Consider the following 16676-nt stretch of genomic DNA (forward strand, 5'->3'; position numbering starts at 1 on the left):
TCGATCGCGTCCAGCGTAGGGCGTGGCTCCATCACGCCAGCGACTCGACCGCGCGCTTCATGTCCTGCTCGAGCTGCGCGACGTGCTCCGGCACGAGCGGACCGCGCGGCGGACGGCAGGGGCCGCCGTACCGGCCGACGTAGTCCATCGCCCACTTGATCGCCTGGACGAACTCGACCCGGGAGTCCCAGCGGAACGACGCGACCAGCGGCTCGTACAGCGCGCGAGCCTCGTCGAGCTTGCCCTCCAGCGCGAGGTCGAAGAGCCGGACCGACTCCTTGGGGAAGACGTTCGGGAAGCCGGCGAACCACCCGGTCGCGCCCATCAGCAGCGCCTCCAGGGTCAGGTCGTCGGCGCCCGCGACCACCGTCAGCTCGGGCGCGCGCTCGCGGATCTCCAGGATCCGCCGGACGTCGCCGGAGAACTCCTTGACCGCGACGATGTTGTCGATCTGCGCCAGCTCGCCGATCAGGTCGGGAGTCAGGTCGACCTTGGTGTCGATCGGGTTGTTGTAGACCATCACCGGCAGGCCGGCCTTGGCGACCTCGGTGAAGTGGTGGATCACCTCGCCACGGTTGGCCCGGTACATCGTCGGCGGCAGGCACAGCACGCCGTGCGCGCCGTCCTCGGCCGCCTTCTCGGCCCAGCTGCGCGCCTGGTGCGCGCCGACCCCGTGCACGCCGACGACCACGATGCCGTCGTCACCGACCGCCTCGATCGCGGTCCGGGCGACGGCCCGCCGCTCGTCGTCGGTCAGCGACGAGTACTCGCCCAGCGACCCGTTCGGGCCGACGCCGCGGCACCCGTTCTCGATCACCCAGCGGCAGTGCTCGGCGTACCGGTCCAGGTCGGGGCGCAGTCCCGCCGGTGCGGCCGCCTCCTCCGCGTACGGCAACGCGGTGGCGACGATGACGCCATCAAGCTTCTCGCTCACAGTTCCTCCTGATCAGCCAGATCGCCGAGCCGGACCGGCACGGCGATCGGTCGTCTGTGGTCGTCCGGCACGACTCCGCGCCGGTCCCCGCTCACGCACGCCGCGTTCCGCGAGCACACGCGTCCCTGGCACAGGCCGAGTCCCACCCGGCCGGCCAGCTTCAAGCTCCGGCCCGCTTCCAGCCCTCGTACGCCGGCCGTCCGCGCGAGGTCCCCCCGTGAGACCTCTTCACACCGGCACACCAGCGTCGCGTCGTCACTCCACTCCAGCCAGCCGTCCCGCACCGGATAGGCCGCCGCCAGCGCCCGGGCAAATCGCTTGCCCTGAGCAACTTCTTGGACGACTTCACGCCCAGCAGCACGTCGTGCGGCAGCAGCACCTGCCACTCGTCCTTCAGCAGAGGCCAAGTCGGCGCCACCGATTCCGGTGATCTCTCCGGCCGCGAAGACTCCGGCCGTGCTGGTCTCCTGCCGCTCATCCGTCACCACTGCGGAGCCACCGTCCGGCCCCGCCGTCAGCTCGCACCGAGCAGCAACCGCCAGCTCCAGCTGCGCCGTGAACCCGTACCCGACACACACCGCATCGGCCTCGATCACCTGCTCGGACCCACGGATCGGCCGCCAGCCGGCATCCAGCTTCGCCACGGTGACGGCCTCGACGCGCCGATCGCCGTGCGCCGCGATCACGGCCCGCCCGTGCTGAAGCCGGATCCGCCGTCGCGCCAACAGCGCGGCGTACCCGGCCGCTTCACGAAGCTTGCTGCCAGCAACCAACGGATCGCTCAGCCATCCTCGCCCCACGGTCCGCACCGAGTTGGCCTCGTACATCCCGACCACCTCGGATCCGACACCCAGCAACGACTCCGCGACGGGCAGCAGGAACGGTCCGGTCCCAGCGAGCACGACCCGCTGCCCGACCGCGATCCGCTGCCCCTTCGCCAGTGCCTGCGCGGCGCCGGCGCTGTAGACGCCCGGCAACTCCCAGCCCTTGAACGGCAGCACCCGGTCGAAAGCTCCCGGCGCCAGCACCACCGCCCGCGCCTCGACCGCCTCGACGCGGCGTCCCGGCGCGTCGGCCGGTCCACGCTGCACCCACAGCCGATGCCCGTCGCCGGTCCGCTCGATCGCCCACACCGACGTCTCCGCCCAGTGCGTCACCCGATGATGCCGAGCCACCCGGTCCCGCAGTTGCACGAAACCCGCCCATCCGTGCTGCAACCGTCCGGGACGCGCGGCGCCGAACTCCGCCGGCAACTGTCGATGGAACTGTCCACCCACAGCCCGTCCGGCATCCACCAGCGCGACCGAGACTCCGCCCTCCGCTGCCGCCAGCGCAGCGTTCAGTCCAGCGGGTCCGGCCCCCACGACCACCACGTCGTACGCCGCAAACCCGGCCGTCCGCGGCTCGCCCGCCGCTGGCACCGCCTGCGCCGCTTCTGCCGCTTGCGCCGCTCCAGCGTCCTGCGCACCGCCCCGGTCGCCCGCTGGAAGCACCGGCCCGGTGTGCGCACCGGCCCGATCGTCCGAGGGAAGCATCGCCCCGGCCTGCGTACTGATCCGGTCCCCCGCCGAAACCGTCCGCTGACAAGCCCGCACGTCAGGCGTCCCGTTCACCACCACAAGGCAGTCGAAGCACGCACCGATCCCGCAGAAGACTCCGCGCGGGTCGCTCGCGCCTCGCGTCGTCCGCCAGGACTCCCGCCCGGTCGCCATCAACGCGGCGGCCACCGTCTGCCCGGGCAGCGCCTCGACCGGCGTCCCGTCGACCGTGATCTCCACCGCCGGCCCGAAGCGAGGCTCGGCCGGATCCCCTTCGGGCGACCGCAGATGTGGACTCACGACACCCCCACCACGGCCGGCCGGTCGACCCGGAACGGCTCCGGATCCAGATGCGGCGGTACGCCGATGAACAGCTCGGTCAGCAACCGCCCGGTCGCCGCCGAGAGCCCGATCCCGGCGCCTTCGTGCCCGGTCGCGTGCCACAATCCCGGCACCCGCGGATCGGCCCCGATCACCGGCAGGTGGTCCGGCGCGTAAGGGCGGAACCCGCCGTAGGTGCGCATCACCGGGACGTCGGCCAGGAACGGGAAGAGCCCGACCGCCTTGCGCGCCAACTCACGCAGCACGTGCACCTTGACCGTGTCGTCGTAACCGATCCGCTCCCGGCTCGAACCGATCAGCACGGTCCCTGCCCGCGTCGACTCCACGACCGTCGAGGTCTGCAGATCGGCGTCCCCGCTGCCGACCGCGCCGACGTAGTCCGCGTCGTACACCTTGTGCCGCACACACTCCGGCAGCGCAGCGGTGACCAGGATCATCCCGCGTCGCGGCAGCACCTCGATCGGTCCCCCGGCCGCCTTGCCGAACGCGCCGGCCCATGGGCCGCACGCGTTGACGACGGCGTCGCACTCGATCACGCCGGCGTCGGTCTCGACTCCGGTCACACGCCCGGCAGCAGACCGCCGTACGGCCAGAGCTGTCACTCCGGCACGCACCTGACCACCACGCTCCCGTACGGCGGCCAGCAGAGCCGTTGCCAGCAGCACCGGCTGGACCTGGGCGTCGTCGGGGTAGTGAACCGCCGTCGTCACCGCCCGGGTCAGCAACGGCTCCAGCTCGAACGCTTCCGCCGGGCTGATCACCCGGGCGTCGACGCCGGCGTCCCGCTGCAGCGCGGCGAACTTCTCCAGCGGCCCGGGATCGGTCGTCGCGACGACCAGGCCACCCTTGGCCTCCCACTCGACGTCAGCGACGGACTCGGGCAGCCGCGCAAGCACCCGGCCGAACTCCTGCCGCGACGCGATCGCCAACCTGAGCTCGGGCCCGGGCTCCTTGTCCGAGACCAGCACGTTGCCCTCGCCGGCCGCGGTGGTGCCACCGGCCGGTGTCCCCCGGTCGATCACCACGACGTCGACACCGGCCGCCGACAGCGCCTCGGCGCAGGCGGCACCGATCACCCCTGCCCCGACCACCACCACGTCCGGCATGCACAGACCCCATCGGCTCGGCGTTCACTTTAATGAACGCTTCGAGCGTACGGCGTGCCCCGGCCGAGGTCAACGCCCGGGGCGGCGGTCAGTCGAGGTGCAGGATCTCCAGCCCGGCCGGAACGGTGTCCGGCGGGTACTCCAGCAACAGCACCGACCGGACCTCGCCGTCGAGCGCCTCGTACTCGTGCGGCCCGTCGGCCCGGAAGGCCAGGTAGTCCCCGGGCCCGAGTTCCTGACTGCGATCCCGGGCGGTGATCCGCACGCGGCCGGTCAGAATCACGTGATGCTCGGTGCCGGGATGACCGGTCGAGTGCTGCACCTGGCCGGGCCGGATCCGCTGGTCGTAGACCTCGAACAGACTGCCGGGGCTCTCCAGCCGCCGCAGCATCCGCAGCTCGACCGCCGCACCGCTGAGCACGTCGGTGTCGGCGGACCGCACGAGGACGAGGTCGGAGGCCGGCGGCTCGCTCAGCAGAGCCGAGACCGGCACGCCGAGAGCGTTCGACAGACTGAACACCGTCTCGATCGTGGGGTTGCCCGCGCCCGACTCCAGCTGTGACAACGTGCCCTTCGCGATGCCGGACCGCCGCGCCAGTTCCGACAACGAGATGCCCTGTTCGTCGCGCCGCGCGCGCAGGTTCAGCCCGAGCACGCGCCCCGCTCCCTGACCAGCCACAGCCCGGAGCATGCCACACCTACGGGATGATCCGCCGTCGTCGCAGTTGCTCGAACAACCGGTAGAACATCTGCTCGGTCTGCACGTAGGTGTGGAACCCGGCCCGCCGCGCCTTCGAGCCGTCGGCGAAGAAGTCGTAGTCCCAGCCGAACACGAAGTCGGCGAAGCCCCACGACGACACGTCGGCATACGGCGTACCGGCGAGGCCGTGCTCGGTCTGCATCCGGTTCCACAGCGGCTCCTTGTCCGCCATCACGTCCTGCAGCGACATCTGCAGTGGCGGCGCCACCTCCATCCCGAACCAGGCGGCGAGCTTCGGCCACAGTTCGTTCCAGCGGAACAGATCGCCGTTCGTGATGTTGAACGCCTGGTTCGCCGCGGCCGGGCTGGTCGCCGACCAGACAGTTGCCTTGGCCAACAATCCGGCGTCGGTCAGCTCCAGCAGAGCGTCGTACGCGCCGGGCTTGCCGGGAAAGCGCAGCGGTACGCCGAGCTGCTTCGAGATCGACGCGTAGGTGGCGATCGCGACCGCCAGGTTCATCGGGTTGCCGAGCGCCGTGCCGCCGACCACCGACGGCCGCAGCGCCGACCAGGTCCAGGCCTTGCCCTGCTGCCGATCCTCGAGGAACTGCTGCTGGTCGACGTTGAACTCCGGCGGCAGGTGCGGCGGATCGTCCTCCCGCGCCGGCGTCTTGAACGGCCCGAGGTGCGCGCCGTACACCTTGTAGCCCTGCATCAGGCTGACGTGCCGAAGCCCGCGCGCGACCGGCTCGACGGCGTCGACCACGTTGACCAGCATCGCGAGGTTCGGCGGAACCAGCTCGGCCCAGGTCGGCCGGTCCTGGTACGCCGCGTAGAAGACGTGCGTCACGTCGGTCAGCCCGGCCAGCTTCGTCCGCGCGTCGTCGGCATCGAGCAGATCGACCGCGAGCTGGCCGGGTCCGCCGCGTCGCGACAGGCCGATCACGTCCCACTCGGGCAGTCCGTTCAGGTGCTCGACCAGGTTGCTGCCGATCACGCCGCGCGCGCCGACCACCAGGGCCTTGTTCTTCGTCATGTCCCCAGCCTGTGGGCGAGTCTGTGGATAAGTCCAATGCATCGTTCTCAGCCTGTGCATAAACTCAGCTCATGGCGACGCTGCGGCAGCTGGAGTACCTGGTGACCGTGGTCGACCAGGGCTCCTTCACCCGCGCCGCCGAGTTGCTGCACGTCACGCAGCCGGCGCTGTCGCATCAGATCCGGGCCCTCGAACGATCGGCGGGCGGTCCACTGCTCGAGCGCCTGCCGAAGAACCTCCGGCTCACGCCCAGCGGTCGCGCGATGCTCCCGTACGCCCGCGCCGCGCTCGCCGACGCCGAACGCGCCCGGTGCGCCGCGCGCCAGGCCGCCGGGCTGGAGACCGGCGAGCTGCAGATCGCCACGCTCTACTCGGTCAGCCTCGGCATCCTGCCGGCCGCGCTGAAGGCCTGGCGCCGGCAGTACGCCGACGTCGGCATCCGCCTGTTCGAGCACCGGCACGCCGACGAGCTGGCCGACGCGATGACCACCGGCGAGGCCGATCTCGCCATCGGCCCGTCACCCGCGACGTGGCCCGGCGCTGTCCACAGCCTGGGGATCGAGGAGTTCGTTGTCGTCCTGGCCTCCGACGACGCGCTCGCGCCCAAACGTCGCCGCAAGGGCTCCACACTGCTGGATCGGGCGCCCACGATCTCGCTCGGGGAGCTGACCGACCGCGCCTGGGTCCACTACACGCCGGGCCACGGCCTCGCCGACCTGCTGGACCATGCCTGCGCCCAAGCCGGCTTCCAGCCCCGGATCGCCGTCCGTACCGAGCAGACCGCCGCCGCCCCCGGGCTCGCCGTCGCCGGACTCGGCCCGGCCCTGGTCCCCGCCAACATCCTGCCGCCCGGCTTCGACGGCCTCGTCCTGCGCACCGACCCGCCGATCTGCCGCACGCTCACGGCCTACACCCGAGGCACCGCCGATCCCCTCGCGGCCGCCTTCATCGACGTACTGCACACGACCTGGCCGGACATCCCCGGCACCAAACCCGTGTGACCGCGGCGCCCGGCGTACGGTGGAAAGGTGCCCGAGCCGAAGTGGCGGATGACCGGCCGGCCCGGTAACCAGCGGGCGTATCTGTGGATCATGGGCACCTGCGTGGTGCTGATCGTGCTGGCCTGGTTCGTCGTGCGACTGTTCTCCGTGCCCGCGGCGATCGGCATGAGCGCCGTCGCCGCGGTGCTGCCGCCGATCGCCGCGATCGTCGCGAACAACCGGCAGGACTGACTCCCCGGTTCAGACCTTGGCGGGAAGGGACAGCTCAGCCAGCGCCTTCACCAGCGGCGCGAGCTCGGGCAGTTCGGCGGCCGTGTTCAGCGCCGAGGTCAGCACCGCGTCGTGGGTCGGCTGGGCCTGCTCGAGCAGGTCACGCCCGGCCTGGGTGACCTCGGTGTAGATGCCGCGGCGGTCGGTCGGGCACAGGTAGCGCTCGAGCAGCTTGCGGTCCTCCAGCCGGTTCACCAGGCGGGTGGTCGCGGACTGGCTGAGCACCACTGCGTTCGACAGCTGGTTCATCCGCAGGTGGTAGTCGTCCTGCCGCGCCAGTACGTCGAGCACGCTGTACTCGCTGACCGAGAGCCCGTGCTGCTTCTGCAGCGCGCGCTCCAGTTCGTCCTCGATCCGCGCGTGCAGCGCCGCCAGCGTGCGCCACCCCTGCGCGCGTGCCTCCGCGGCGTCGTCCGGTAGTCCCACAACTCCTCCTCACTCGCCCCGCATTTGATCTCAACCACCACGAGTGGTTTCATGAGCTAATAGCCCGCGTGTGCAACTATCGCGGACGCGGGTATTAATCACCAGACTACCTAGCGGGAGCAGAAAAGCCATGCCAGCCGAGATTCCCACCGTCACCTTGAACAACGGCGTCGAGATGCCGCAGCTGGGCTTCGGCGTCTTCCAGGTGCCGGACGATCAGACCACTGCCGCGGTCACCGCCGCTCTCCAGGCCGGCTACCGCAGCATCGACACCGCCGCGGCGTACCAGAACGAGGCGGGCGTCGGGAAGGCGCTGGCCGACTCCGGCATCGAGCGCTCCGAGCTCTTCGTCACCACCAAGCTGTGGAACGCCGACCAGGGCTACGACCGGACCCTGAAGGCCTTCGAGCGCAGCCGGTCGCTGCTCGGACTCGAGTACGTCGACCTCTACCTGATCCACTGGCCCGCCCCGGCCCTCGGCAAGTACGCCGACAGCTGGCGCGCGCTGGAGAAGCTCACCGCCGACGGCCTGGTCCGGGCGATCGGCGTCTCCAACTTCCAGCCGGCCCACCTCGACCACCTCGCCGAGACCGCGTCGATCGTCCCGGCGGTCAACCAGATCGAGCTGCACCCGTACCTGCAGCAGACCGAGGTCCGCGCGTACGACGAGGAGCACGGCATCGCGACCGAGGCCTGGAGCCCGCTGGCCAAGGGCGGTTCGCTGCTCGCCGAGCCGGCCGTCCAGGCGATCGCCGAGCGGCACGGCCGGACCGCGGCTCAGATCGTGCTGCGCTGGCACCTCCAGCTCGGCACCGTGGTGATCCCGAAGTCCGTTACGCCGTCCCGGATCGCCGAGAACCTCGACGTGTTCGGCTTCGAGCTGACCGACACCGATCTCGCCGCCCTGGCCGAGCTCGACCGCGACGAGCGCACCGGCCCGCACCCCGACGAGTTCAACGTCGCCTGACAGGAGAACTCGGCACCGCCGGTCCGCCGAACGGCCTCGGCCGGAGGTTTCCCCTTGCCGGACCCGGCGTTCGGTGACACAGGGATGACCCGTCACCGATGTGCCGGAGCAATCGCTTGCTTCACGCACCGTGATGCGACGACTCTTCTCGGTCAAAGGCCGCAACCGCCCAAGCGGCCGAAGAGACCTGGAGTGTGAGGCATGACAGGAAAGCTCAAGTTCACCCGTGCGGCGATGGTCGCGGTGATGGTCGCCGTCGCGTCGGCCGGTGCGATCAGCACCGCCGAGGCCCGGGTGACGCCCGGCACCAACATCGTCGGCGGCACCCTGGCGAGCACCGCGCAGGCGCCCTGGGCGATCGCGCTGAACAACAGCCAGTCCCCGGTGCCGAGCGGCCAGTACTGCGGCGCCACGCTGGTGAAGGCGAACAAGATCGTGACCGCCGCGCACTGCGTCACCAAGGCGATGAGCACCTATACCGCGATCCAGGGCCGCGACCGGCTGAGCACGACGACCGGCCGGACCTCGAAGATCTCCCGGATCTGGAAGGACCCGCTGTACGGCCGCGCCCTTGGCCACGACGTCGCGGTGCTGACGCTGGCCACGCCGTTCACCGGTGTGCCGACCCTGCCGCTGGAGACCAGCCGAGCGGCGGACGCGGTCGGCGCGCAGCCGGTCGTCTACGGCTGGGGCGCCACCGAGGGAACCGGCCCGGCCGACACCTTCCAGAAGGTGACCGTGCCGGTGCTCGGCGACTCGTACTGCGGTCAGGTCTACGCCAACGACGGCTACGTGGCGAACGGCGAGATCTGCGCCGGCTACAAGGCGGGCGGCAAGGACTCCTGCCAGGGTGACTCCGGCGGCCCGCTGGTCCTGAACGGCCGCCTGTTCGGCGTCGTGTCCTGGGGCATCGGCTGCGCCGACGCCGGCAACCCGGGCGTGTACGCCGAGGTCGCGACGTACGCCTCCGCGCTGACCACCCAGATCAACAGCTGACGATCCGTCACTCCGGCGGCCGTTCCCTCCACGGAGGGGGCGGCCGCCGAGTCATGTGACCGGGTGGGCGATGACGACGGCGTTGCTCTCGTAGTCGGTGCCGTTCCAGTCCTCACAGGTGACCAGGACGAGGCGGCCGGGCACGCTCTGGTCGAAGAGCCGGGCCGCCTGCTTGGCCAGGGCCCGTTTGCGGTAGGTGGTGACCGAGACCACGGCGTACCGCAGGGTTTGCTTGCCGGTAGCAACATTCACGGCGTCGCCGGGACGCAGCGTGCCGAGGTCGTCGAACGCGCCACCGCCGGTGTGCACGGTGTGCCCGGTGATGATCGCCGATCCCTTCTCGGCACCCGGTCGCGCTCCGTCGGACCACCAGCCGACCAGGCGGGGATTGGACGGCGGGATCAGCGTGCTGCCCTTGGCGCGGATCCCGAGGACCCGCGCGGAGACCTTGAGTCGCGGGACGACGATTCGCTGCGGACCGCCGACCGGCGGGCGGTGCGTACCGCTGGCCTCCGGGAGGGCGGACGACGTGCTGGTCGGCTTGTTCGCCGGGTTGCTCGAGGCCGGGGTCGACGGCTTGGCCGCGGACGACGGCTGCGCGGTGGGCTGGGCAGACGGCTGGGACGACACAAGGCCGGCAGGCGGGGCCTGCCGGCCTTGCTGGTCGTCGTCGGGGCGGAACTGCAGGTAGCCGCCGGCAACGACCAGGACCGCGCCCGTCGTCAGCGCCACCACGGTCCGGCGACGGCCGGGGCGGTGCTGACGATCAGGCTGAACGGTCATGTCAGAGCGCGTGCTTGCCCGGGCGCAGGCGTCCCTTCAGCAGCGCGCCGACCATCAGCAGACCACCGACGGCCAGCAGGGCGATGCCCCACACGTTCTGGTTGCTGGTGTTCGCCGACGTGTTGGTCAGCTGCGGCGAACCGCCCACACCGGCGTCGATCTCGGTCGGTACGACGACCGGGGTCGACGTGGACGGGGTCGCGGTCGGCTGCGACGTGCTCGGAGTACCGGACGGCGACTGCGACGGGGACTCGGACGGCGTGCCGCTCGGCGACTCCGAGGGAGTCTGCGACGGGGTGTCCGAGGGGGTGTCCGACGGGGTCGGCGTGTTCGACGGGGTGTCGGTCGGCGTCAGGGTAGTGCTCGGGGTGTCCGACGGAGTGTCGCTCGGGGTCGGCGTGTCCGACGGAGTGTCGCTCGGCGTCGGCGTGTCCGACGGAGTGTCGCTCGGGGTCGGGGTGTCCGAGGGCGTCGGGGTGTCCGACGGGGTGTCGCTCGGCGTGGGGGTGTCGCTCGGCGTGTCCGACGGAGTGGGGGTGTCACTCGGCGTGTCCGACGGCGTCGGCGTGTCCGACGGCGTCGGGGTGTCCGACGGAGTGTCGCTCGGCGTGGGCGTGTCCGACGGAGTGTCGCTCGGCGTCGGCGTATCCGACGGAGTGTCACTCGGGGTGGGCGTGTCCGACGGCGTCGGGGTATCGCTTGGCGTCGGTGTGTCCGACGGGGTGTCGGTCGGCGTCGGGCTGTCGCTCGGCGTGTTCGACGGGGTCGGCGTCGGCGTGGTGGTCGGGGTGCCGTAGCAGAACGACACGTGGCTCAAGTCGTAGAACTTCGACTTGTTCACTGGAGCGTGCAGCGACGTACCAGCAGTGGTCCCGGCCGGGCTGTAGTTGTAGAAGTTGGCCGTCGGACCGCCCTTGACGATGACACCGAGGATCGTGCCGCCGGTGGCGGTGAAGTCGACCACCTGGCTGCCGATCTGGTTGCCGTCGTGCGCCGGGTCGTCGGCGTCGAGAACGCGGACGTCGATGGTGACCGTGAGGTCACCCGCCGACATCGAGCCGTCCTTTACCGCGGCGTCCTCGAACTTCAGTTCGCTCGTCCCCGGGAGTAGCTCGGCGCAGGTCGGATTGCCCTGCCGCGGTGAGCCGTCGGCCGAAGCCGACGGTGCCATCAGAACGGTGACGCCACCCAGAGCGACAACAACAGCCCCCGCGCCGGCCAGCATGGTCGTGCCCCGCGCGGTGGCCGCCTTGACGGCGTCCCGAACGCGCGCTGCCTTCGATGCGTTCACAAAATTCCCCACTGTCTGAAGCCGGCTGAGGACCGGCGATGTCGTCGGCCACTCGGCGACGCCGACTGCGGCCGTGCTCGCTGCCATCCCGATCAGCCCATGGCCGTTCGGCTGCGCGGTCTTCCTCAGCTCCGCCCACGCCGACCCCCGACAGGACAGCGCGTCGCATCTTTCTAGGTCGGCGCCCCGAGAAGCAAGCCGATCGGGTGCGACTCGCCGAAGGCTTTACACACGGTTGCTCAAGACAACCGGACGGCTGCGCTGCGTAGTAAATGACACGGCGTCCCACGAAACGGAACATTGTTTCAGTAGGGTGCCGGGATGGCACGCGAAGCGGACGAGAAGACAGCCCTGGGATCGGTCTGGCTGCGAGCGGAGCCGGCGCCGACACGCGCGCCGCTCGACCGCAAGGACATCGTCCTGACCGCGCTGAAGATCCTCGACCGCGACGGACTGCAGCAACTGTCGATGCGCCGGCTCGCCGCGGAGCTCGGCGCGGCCGCGACCTCGGCCCTTTATTGGCGCGTGGCAACAAAAAACGACCTGCTCGAGCTGGCGGTCGACGAGGTCTTCGGCGAAGCGCTGGTCCCGGCCGAGGACGGCGACTGGCGCGACCAACTCGGTACGCTCGCGCGGGCTGCGTACGGTGCGTTCGCCCAGCATCCTTGGGCACCCCAGCTGCTCGCGTCGCACGCCGGACTGGGCCCGAACTACCAGGCCTACGCCGAGCGCATGGTCGGCATCCTCGCCTCGGCCGGGTTCAAGGGCGTGCATCTCGACGCGGCCGTGTCTGCGGTTTTCCACTACGTCGTGGGCGCCGCCGTGACGGACGCGGCCTGGATCGCGACCGTGCGCCGCAGCGGACTGGCCGAGAGCGCCTGGGCCGAAGCCGCCGGCGACCAGCTCGGAGTGGGCGCCGGCGCGCTGACCTCCTACCTGTCCCGCGAGGACGCCGCCGGTCCCGAGGCCCGCTTCGCAGCCGGGCTCCGGGTCATCCTCGTGGGCCTTCGTCCACGCCGCCTGTCGTAGACGGACGTCCACCACCGACCAACCTGCGCCGAGCGCCTCGATTGAGCCCGCTCCAGGCGTGGCGCCCCCGCGCGCGAGCTGCTTGGTCAGTGGTGCACGTCCGCCCGTTCAGAGATCGGCGAGGGCGGAACCCGGATTCTCGAAAGCGTCGGCGACGAAGCGCAGGAAACCGGCCGCCGTTCCGCCGTCGCAGACCCGGTGGTCGAACACCAGCGACAGCTGGGTGAGCTTGCGGATCGCCAGTTCGCCGTCGACCACCCACGGACGGTCGATGATCCGGCCGACGCCGAGGATCGCGACCTGCGGGTGGTTGATGATCGCCGCGCTGCCGTCGACGCCGAAACTGCCGTAGTTGTTGAGCGTGAACGTGCCGGACGCCAGCTCGTGGCTGGTGAGTTTGCCGTCGCGGGCCGCGGCGGTGAGCCGGCGGATCTCCGCGTCGAGCTCGCGGGCGGTGAGCGTGTGCGCGTTCGGAACAGCGGGCACGAGCAGCCCGCGGTCGGTCTGCGCCGCCAGGCCGAGGTTGACCCCGTCGTACTGGACAAGGTCGTCGCCGTCGACGAAACCGTTCAGCTCGGGATACTTGCGCAGACCGGCGACCACGAAGCGGGCCATCAGCGCGAGCAGTCCCGGTCCCGGATCAGTTGCTGTGCGCAACGAAGCACGGAGCTCGACCAGCGCCGTCGCGTCCACGTCCACCCACGTGGTCGCCTCTGGGATCTCGGAGCGACTCCGGCTCAGCGTCGCCGCGACCGCCTTGCGGAACCCGCTCATCGGCGTACGCCGAAGCTCGGGCAGTCCGGTCCGGGCGTCGCGCCCGTCGGCCGGGGCGCCGTGCGGATGACCTGTGCTGGAGGCGACAAGTCCGCTCTGCGCGTCCTGTCGCTCGCCGGTCCTCACCGGCGCCTCGACGCGGGCAGCGTCGGCCGAGGCCGCCGCAATGGCTGCCTCGACATCCTTCCGGACGATCAGCCCGCCCGCGCCGGACCCCTCCAGCGTGCGCAGATCGATGCCGGCGTCCTTCGCCATCCGCCGGACCAGCGGCGAGATCACCAACGGGACTCCGGGGCGCTCAGCAACCACTGCGCCGTTGGGGCGCTCGGCAACCGCCGTAGCGGTGCGGCCGTCGGTACGCTCGGCAAGCGTCGCAGCAGTCCGGCCGTCGGTACGCTCGGCGACCGCCGTAGCAGTCCGGCCGTTGGCCCGCGGCTTGCGACGTCGCCCAGAACCCGCGTTCTCCGGCGTTCCGTAACCGATCAGAACGTTGCCCGATCCCGCCTTCTCCTCCTCGCGGTACGCCTCGCCGGCCGCCGAGCCGATCGTGATCAGCGGCTTGCCGACGGCAACCGTCGAGCCTTCCGTGCCGTGCAGTTCGGTGACCACCCCGGCGTACGGCGACGGGACCTCGACGAGCGACTTGGCCGTCTCGACCTCGGCGATCGGCGCGTCGACCGTCACGACGTCGCCGACGGCAACAAGCCATCGGACGATCTCGGCCTCGGTCAGCCCCTCGCCCAGATCGGGGAGCAGGAACGTGTTCACGAGTCCTCCCACTGCAGGTCGTCGACCGCGTCGAGGATCCGGTCCACCGACGGCAGCTGGTGCCGCTCCAGGTGGGGCGGCGGGAACGGGATGTCGAACCCGGTCACCCGCCGGATCGGCGCGGCCAGTGAGTGGAAGCACCGTTCGGTGACCCGGGCAACGATCTCCGACGACACGCTGGCGAACCCGCTCGCCTCGGCGACCACCACGGCCCGCCCGGTACGCCGTACCGCGGCGCAGACCGTCTCGTCGTCGAACGGCACGATCGACCGCAGATCCACCACCTGCAGCTGCCGCCCCTCCGACGCCGCGGCCTCGGCGGCTTCCAGCGCGACCGGCACCGTCGGCCCGTACGCGATCAGCGTCGCGTCCGCGCCCTCCCGCCGTACGACGGCCTTGCCGATGCCGGGCTCCGGGGCGCCGAGGTCGATCTCGTCCTTGGCCCAGTAGAGCTTCTTCGGCTCCATGAAGATGACCGGGTCGGGGAACTCGATCGCCCGGCGCAGCAGCCAGTACGCGTCGGCCACCGTCGCCGGCGCGACGACGGTCAGCCCGGGCGTGTGCGCGTAGTACGACTCGGACGAGTCGCAGTGGTGCTCGACGCCGCCGATCCCGCCGGCGTACGGCATCCGGATCACCATCGGCAGCGAGACGCGGCCGCGGGTCCGGTTGCGCATCTTCGCGACGTGGCTGACGACCTGCTCGAAGGCCGGGTAGCCGAACGCGTCGAACTGCATCTCGACCACCGGGCGCATGCCGTTCATCGCCATGCCGATCGCCGTTCCGACGATGCCGGACTCGGCCAGCGGGGTGTCGAAGCACCGCTGCTCGCCGAACTCCGCGGTCAGTCCGTCGGTCACCCGGAACACCCCTCCGAGCGCGCCGACGTCCTCGCCGAACATCAGCACGGTGTCGTCGGCTCGCATCGCGTCCCGCAGGGCCTGGTTGAGCGCCTGCGCCATGGAGAGTTTCACGTGCGTCATCTCAGGCCTCCTCACGAGCCAGTTCGTCGGCCAGGAACGCGGCCTGTTCGCGCAACTGCGGTGTCGGCGTGCTGTAGAGATGCTGGAACAGCTCCGCCGGATCCGGGTGGACGTCCTCCATCAGCCCGACCCGCAGGTACTCGGCGGTCTGGTCCGCGGCGGACGCGGCGGCCGCGCGCTTGTCGTCGTCCAGCAGCCCGGCTTCGGTCAGGTAGGCGTCGAGCAGCTTGATCGGATCCCGCTCCAGCCACGGCGCGACCTCCGCGTCGTCGCGGTACCGCGACGCGTCGTCGGCGTTGGTGTGCGCCTGGACCCGGTACGTGTGCGCCTCGACCAGCTGCGGTCCCTCGCCGGCGCGCGCCTTCGCGACCGCCGATCCCAGGACGGCGAGCAGCCCGGCCAGATCGTTGCCATCGGCCCGTTCACCCGGTACGCCGTACCCGATGCCCTTGTGCGCCAGCGACGGCGCGGCGGTCTGCTTGGCCAGCGGGACCGAGATCGCGTACTCGTTGTTCTGGATGAAGAAGACGACCGGCGCGTGCCAGACGGCCGCGAAGTTGAGCGCCTCGTGGAAGTCGCCTTCGCTGGTGCCGCCGTCGCCGACCAGCGCCATCACCACGGTGTCCTCGCCCTTGAGCCGGGCGGCGTGCGCGACGCCGACCGCGTGCAGGAGCTGGGTCGCGAGCGGCGTGGACTGCGGCGCGACCTTGCGCTCGTACGGGTCGTAGCCGGAGTGCCAGTCGCCGCGCAGCAGGGTCAGCGTCTCGATCGGGTCGACGCCACGGCTCACGATCGCCACGGTGTCCCGGTACGTCGGGAACAGCCAGTCCTGGTCGCCGAGCACCATCGTCGCCGCGACCTGGCAGGCCTCCTGGCCGTGCGACGAGGGGTAGACCGCGAGCCGGCCCTGGCGCACCAGGGCACTGGCCTGGTCGTTGAGCCGGCGGCCCTTGACCAACTGTGCGTAACCGTCGACCAGGGTCTCCGCGGGCGGCAACTGGTACTGCACGTGGTCGTGCGCGGCGCCGTGCTCGTCGATCAGCCGGACGGGCTCGGCGGAAGGAAGCAGACGCTCCTCGACGGTGGACATGGGGCCCTCCTGCAGGGAGACGGACTGATGCCTCATCGTCGTACTTCTGGCCAATCGCTGCCAGACCCTGCAGAATTGCGAGACGATCGGTCCACGCCGCAGCGTCGTTGAGGAGCAGAATGTCCGAAGAACTCGCAGCCGACAGCGGGCGGCCTGGACAGATGGTCGTCGCCCCCGCGCTGGACGAGCTCGACCGGCAGATCCTGGAGGCGCTGACCCGCGACGGCCGCCTCTCGATCCGAGCCCTGGCCGACCAGGTCCACATCTCCCGCGCCAACGCCTACGCCCGCGTCGAACGCCTCACCGCGACCGGCGTGATCACCGGTTTCACCACCACCGTCGACCCCCTCAAACTCGGCCTGGCCACGTCGGCCTACGTCACGCTGAGTCTCCGCCAAAGCTCCTGGCGAGCCCTGCGCGAACAACTCCAGACCATCCCCGAGATCAAACACATGGCCCTCGTCGGCGGCGACTTCGACGCCATCCTCCTGGTCCGAGCCGCCGACAACGAGGGCCTCCGCCGCGTCGTCCTGGAAAAACTCCAAGCCATCCCCGAGGTCCTCGGCACCCGCACCGCCCTGATCTTCGAGGACCTGGGCACGCTCTGAGCAAGTGCCACCGGACCCCGGCCGGTTGTCGGCC

General features: G+C 70.9%; 17 protein-coding genes. 6 read left to right on the top strand and 11 right to left on the bottom strand.

What is annotated here, in order from left to right:
- Positions 1–31: 31 nt before the first annotated feature.
- The 5 genes from ACQPXM_RS38295 to ACQPXM_RS38315 form a co-directional block, all read right to left on the bottom strand.
- Complete coding sequence (locus ACQPXM_RS38295; protein ID WP_432942879.1) at positions 32–934, bottom strand: dihydrodipicolinate synthase family protein; 903 nt, start codon at positions 932–934, stop codon at positions 32–34.
- The gene (locus tag ACQPXM_RS38300) at positions 931–2772 is read right to left on the bottom strand and encodes a 2Fe-2S iron-sulfur cluster-binding protein (RefSeq protein ID WP_432942880.1); all 1842 of its coding nucleotides are present in this window, start codon (positions 2770–2772) and stop codon (positions 931–933) included. Before ACQPXM_RS38300 ends, ACQPXM_RS38295 begins: the two co-directional genes overlap by 4 nt.
- Complete coding sequence (locus tag ACQPXM_RS38305) at positions 2769–3920, bottom strand: NAD(P)/FAD-dependent oxidoreductase (protein WP_432942881.1); 1152 nt, start codon at positions 3918–3920, stop codon at positions 2769–2771. The genes ACQPXM_RS38300 and ACQPXM_RS38305 overlap by 4 nt, the downstream gene beginning before the upstream one ends.
- Before the next feature lie 88 nt (positions 3921–4008).
- Positions 4009–4599 carry a helix-turn-helix domain-containing protein gene (locus ACQPXM_RS38310; protein ID WP_432942882.1) on the bottom strand — a complete coding sequence of 197 codons (591 nt, stop codon included), beginning with the start codon at positions 4597–4599 and terminating at the stop codon, positions 4009–4011.
- A 19-nt stretch (positions 4600–4618) separates the two neighbouring features.
- Entirely contained in the window at positions 4619–5656 is a 1038-nt protein-coding gene (locus ACQPXM_RS38315; protein ID WP_432942883.1) for an SDR family oxidoreductase, read from the bottom strand.
- A 71-nt stretch (positions 5657–5727) separates the two neighbouring features.
- Between ACQPXM_RS38315 and ACQPXM_RS38320 the strand changes: the two genes are divergently transcribed.
- Entirely contained in the window at positions 5728–6657 is a 930-nt protein-coding gene (locus ACQPXM_RS38320; RefSeq protein WP_432942884.1) for a LysR family transcriptional regulator, read from the top strand.
- Positions 6658–6684: 27 nt separating this feature from the next.
- Entirely contained in the window at positions 6685–6888 is a 204-nt protein-coding gene (locus tag ACQPXM_RS38325) for a DUF3099 domain-containing protein (protein ID WP_432942885.1), read from the top strand.
- 9 nt (positions 6889–6897) lie between these two features.
- On the opposite strand, the gene ACQPXM_RS38330 is transcribed toward ACQPXM_RS38325, so the two are convergent.
- Positions 6898–7353 (bottom strand): MarR family winged helix-turn-helix transcriptional regulator, encoded by a 456-nt coding sequence (locus tag ACQPXM_RS38330; protein ID WP_432942886.1) that lies wholly within the window; start codon positions 7351–7353, stop codon positions 6898–6900.
- 130 nt (positions 7354–7483) lie between these two features.
- Here ACQPXM_RS38330 and ACQPXM_RS38335 point away from each other — a divergent pair, with 130 nt between their 5' ends.
- Together ACQPXM_RS38335 and ACQPXM_RS38340 are read left to right on the top strand one after the other, a co-directional pair.
- A complete protein-coding gene (locus ACQPXM_RS38335; RefSeq protein WP_432942887.1) occupies positions 7484–8320 on the top strand; it encodes an aldo/keto reductase in 837 nt (278 codons plus the stop codon).
- A 201-nt stretch (positions 8321–8521) separates the two neighbouring features.
- Positions 8522–9316 carry a S1 family peptidase gene (locus ACQPXM_RS38340; RefSeq protein WP_432942888.1) on the top strand — a complete coding sequence of 265 codons (795 nt, stop codon included), beginning with the start codon at positions 8522–8524 and terminating at the stop codon, positions 9314–9316.
- Positions 9317–9367: 51 nt separating this feature from the next.
- Here the strand turns inward: ACQPXM_RS38340 and ACQPXM_RS38345 are convergent, their stop codons facing one another.
- Complete coding sequence (locus ACQPXM_RS38345; RefSeq protein ID WP_432942889.1) at positions 9368–10099, bottom strand: sortase domain-containing protein; 732 nt, start codon at positions 10097–10099, stop codon at positions 9368–9370.
- A gap of 1 nt (position 10100) precedes the next feature.
- Positions 10101–11390 (bottom strand): hypothetical protein, encoded by a 1290-nt coding sequence (locus ACQPXM_RS38350; protein WP_432942890.1) that lies wholly within the window; start codon positions 11388–11390, stop codon positions 10101–10103.
- A gap of 321 nt (positions 11391–11711) precedes the next feature.
- On the opposite strand from ACQPXM_RS38350, the gene ACQPXM_RS38355 reads away from it, so the two are divergent.
- Entirely contained in the window at positions 11712–12419 is a 708-nt protein-coding gene (locus ACQPXM_RS38355; RefSeq protein ID WP_432942891.1) for a TetR/AcrR family transcriptional regulator, read from the top strand.
- Positions 12420–12527: 108 nt separating this feature from the next.
- Here ACQPXM_RS38355 and ACQPXM_RS38360 read toward each other — a convergent pair whose 3' ends face one another.
- Genes ACQPXM_RS38360 through ACQPXM_RS38370 form a run of 3 tightly spaced genes read right to left on the bottom strand, consistent with a single transcriptional unit; the run spans position 12528 to position 16034 of the window.
- Positions 12528–13961: a dihydrolipoamide acetyltransferase family protein gene (locus ACQPXM_RS38360; protein WP_432942892.1), complete on the bottom strand. Its 1434-nt coding sequence runs from the start codon at positions 13959–13961 to the stop codon at positions 12528–12530.
- Positions 13958–14944, bottom strand: coding sequence for an alpha-ketoacid dehydrogenase subunit beta (locus ACQPXM_RS38365; RefSeq protein WP_432942893.1), 987 nt, complete (start codon positions 14942–14944; stop codon positions 13958–13960). The genes ACQPXM_RS38360 and ACQPXM_RS38365 overlap by 4 nt, the downstream gene beginning before the upstream one ends.
- 1 nt (position 14945) lies before the next feature.
- Entirely contained in the window at positions 14946–16034 is a 1089-nt protein-coding gene (locus tag ACQPXM_RS38370) for a thiamine pyrophosphate-dependent enzyme (protein WP_432942894.1), read from the bottom strand.
- A 119-nt stretch (positions 16035–16153) separates the two neighbouring features.
- On the opposite strand from ACQPXM_RS38370, the gene ACQPXM_RS38375 reads away from it, so the two are divergent.
- Positions 16154–16642 (top strand): Lrp/AsnC family transcriptional regulator, encoded by a 489-nt coding sequence (locus tag ACQPXM_RS38375; protein ID WP_432942895.1) that lies wholly within the window; start codon positions 16154–16156, stop codon positions 16640–16642.
- The last annotated feature ends 34 nt before the right edge of the window (positions 16643–16676 follow it).

Origin of the sequence: Kribbella sp. CA-253562 (assembly GCF_050942265.1) — a bacterium.
GTDB lineage: Bacteria > Actinomycetota > Actinomycetes > Propionibacteriales > Kribbellaceae > Kribbella.

Bases quoted from the DNA above. Each gene is read 5' to 3' on its own strand.
- ACQPXM_RS38305 (WP_432942881.1), bottom strand. From the start codon at position 3,920: ATGCCGGACGTGGTGGTGGTCGGGGCAGGGGTGATCGGTGCCGCCTGC.
- ACQPXM_RS38315 (WP_432942883.1), bottom strand. From the start codon at position 5,656: ATGACGAAGAACAAGGCCCTGGTGGTCGGCGCGCGCGGCGTGATCGGC.
- ACQPXM_RS38320 (WP_432942884.1), top strand. From the start codon at position 5,728: ATGGCGACGCTGCGGCAGCTGGAGTACCTGGTGACCGTGGTCGACCAG.
- ACQPXM_RS38335 (WP_432942887.1), top strand. From the start codon at position 7,484: ATGCCAGCCGAGATTCCCACCGTCACCTTGAACAACGGCGTCGAGATG.
- ACQPXM_RS38340 (WP_432942888.1), top strand. From the start codon at position 8,522: ATGACAGGAAAGCTCAAGTTCACCCGTGCGGCGATGGTCGCGGTGATG.
- ACQPXM_RS38345 (WP_432942889.1), bottom strand. From the start codon at position 10,099: ATGACCGTTCAGCCTGATCGTCAGCACCGCCCCGGCCGTCGCCGGACC.
- ACQPXM_RS38355 (WP_432942891.1), top strand. From the start codon at position 11,712: ATGGCACGCGAAGCGGACGAGAAGACAGCCCTGGGATCGGTCTGGCTG.
- ACQPXM_RS38365 (WP_432942893.1), bottom strand. From the start codon at position 14,944: ATGACGCACGTGAAACTCTCCATGGCGCAGGCGCTCAACCAGGCCCTG.
- ACQPXM_RS38370 (WP_432942894.1), bottom strand. From the start codon at position 16,034: ATGTCCACCGTCGAGGAGCGTCTGCTTCCTTCCGCCGAGCCCGTCCGG.
- ACQPXM_RS38375 (WP_432942895.1), top strand. From the start codon at position 16,154: ATGTCCGAAGAACTCGCAGCCGACAGCGGGCGGCCTGGACAGATGGTC.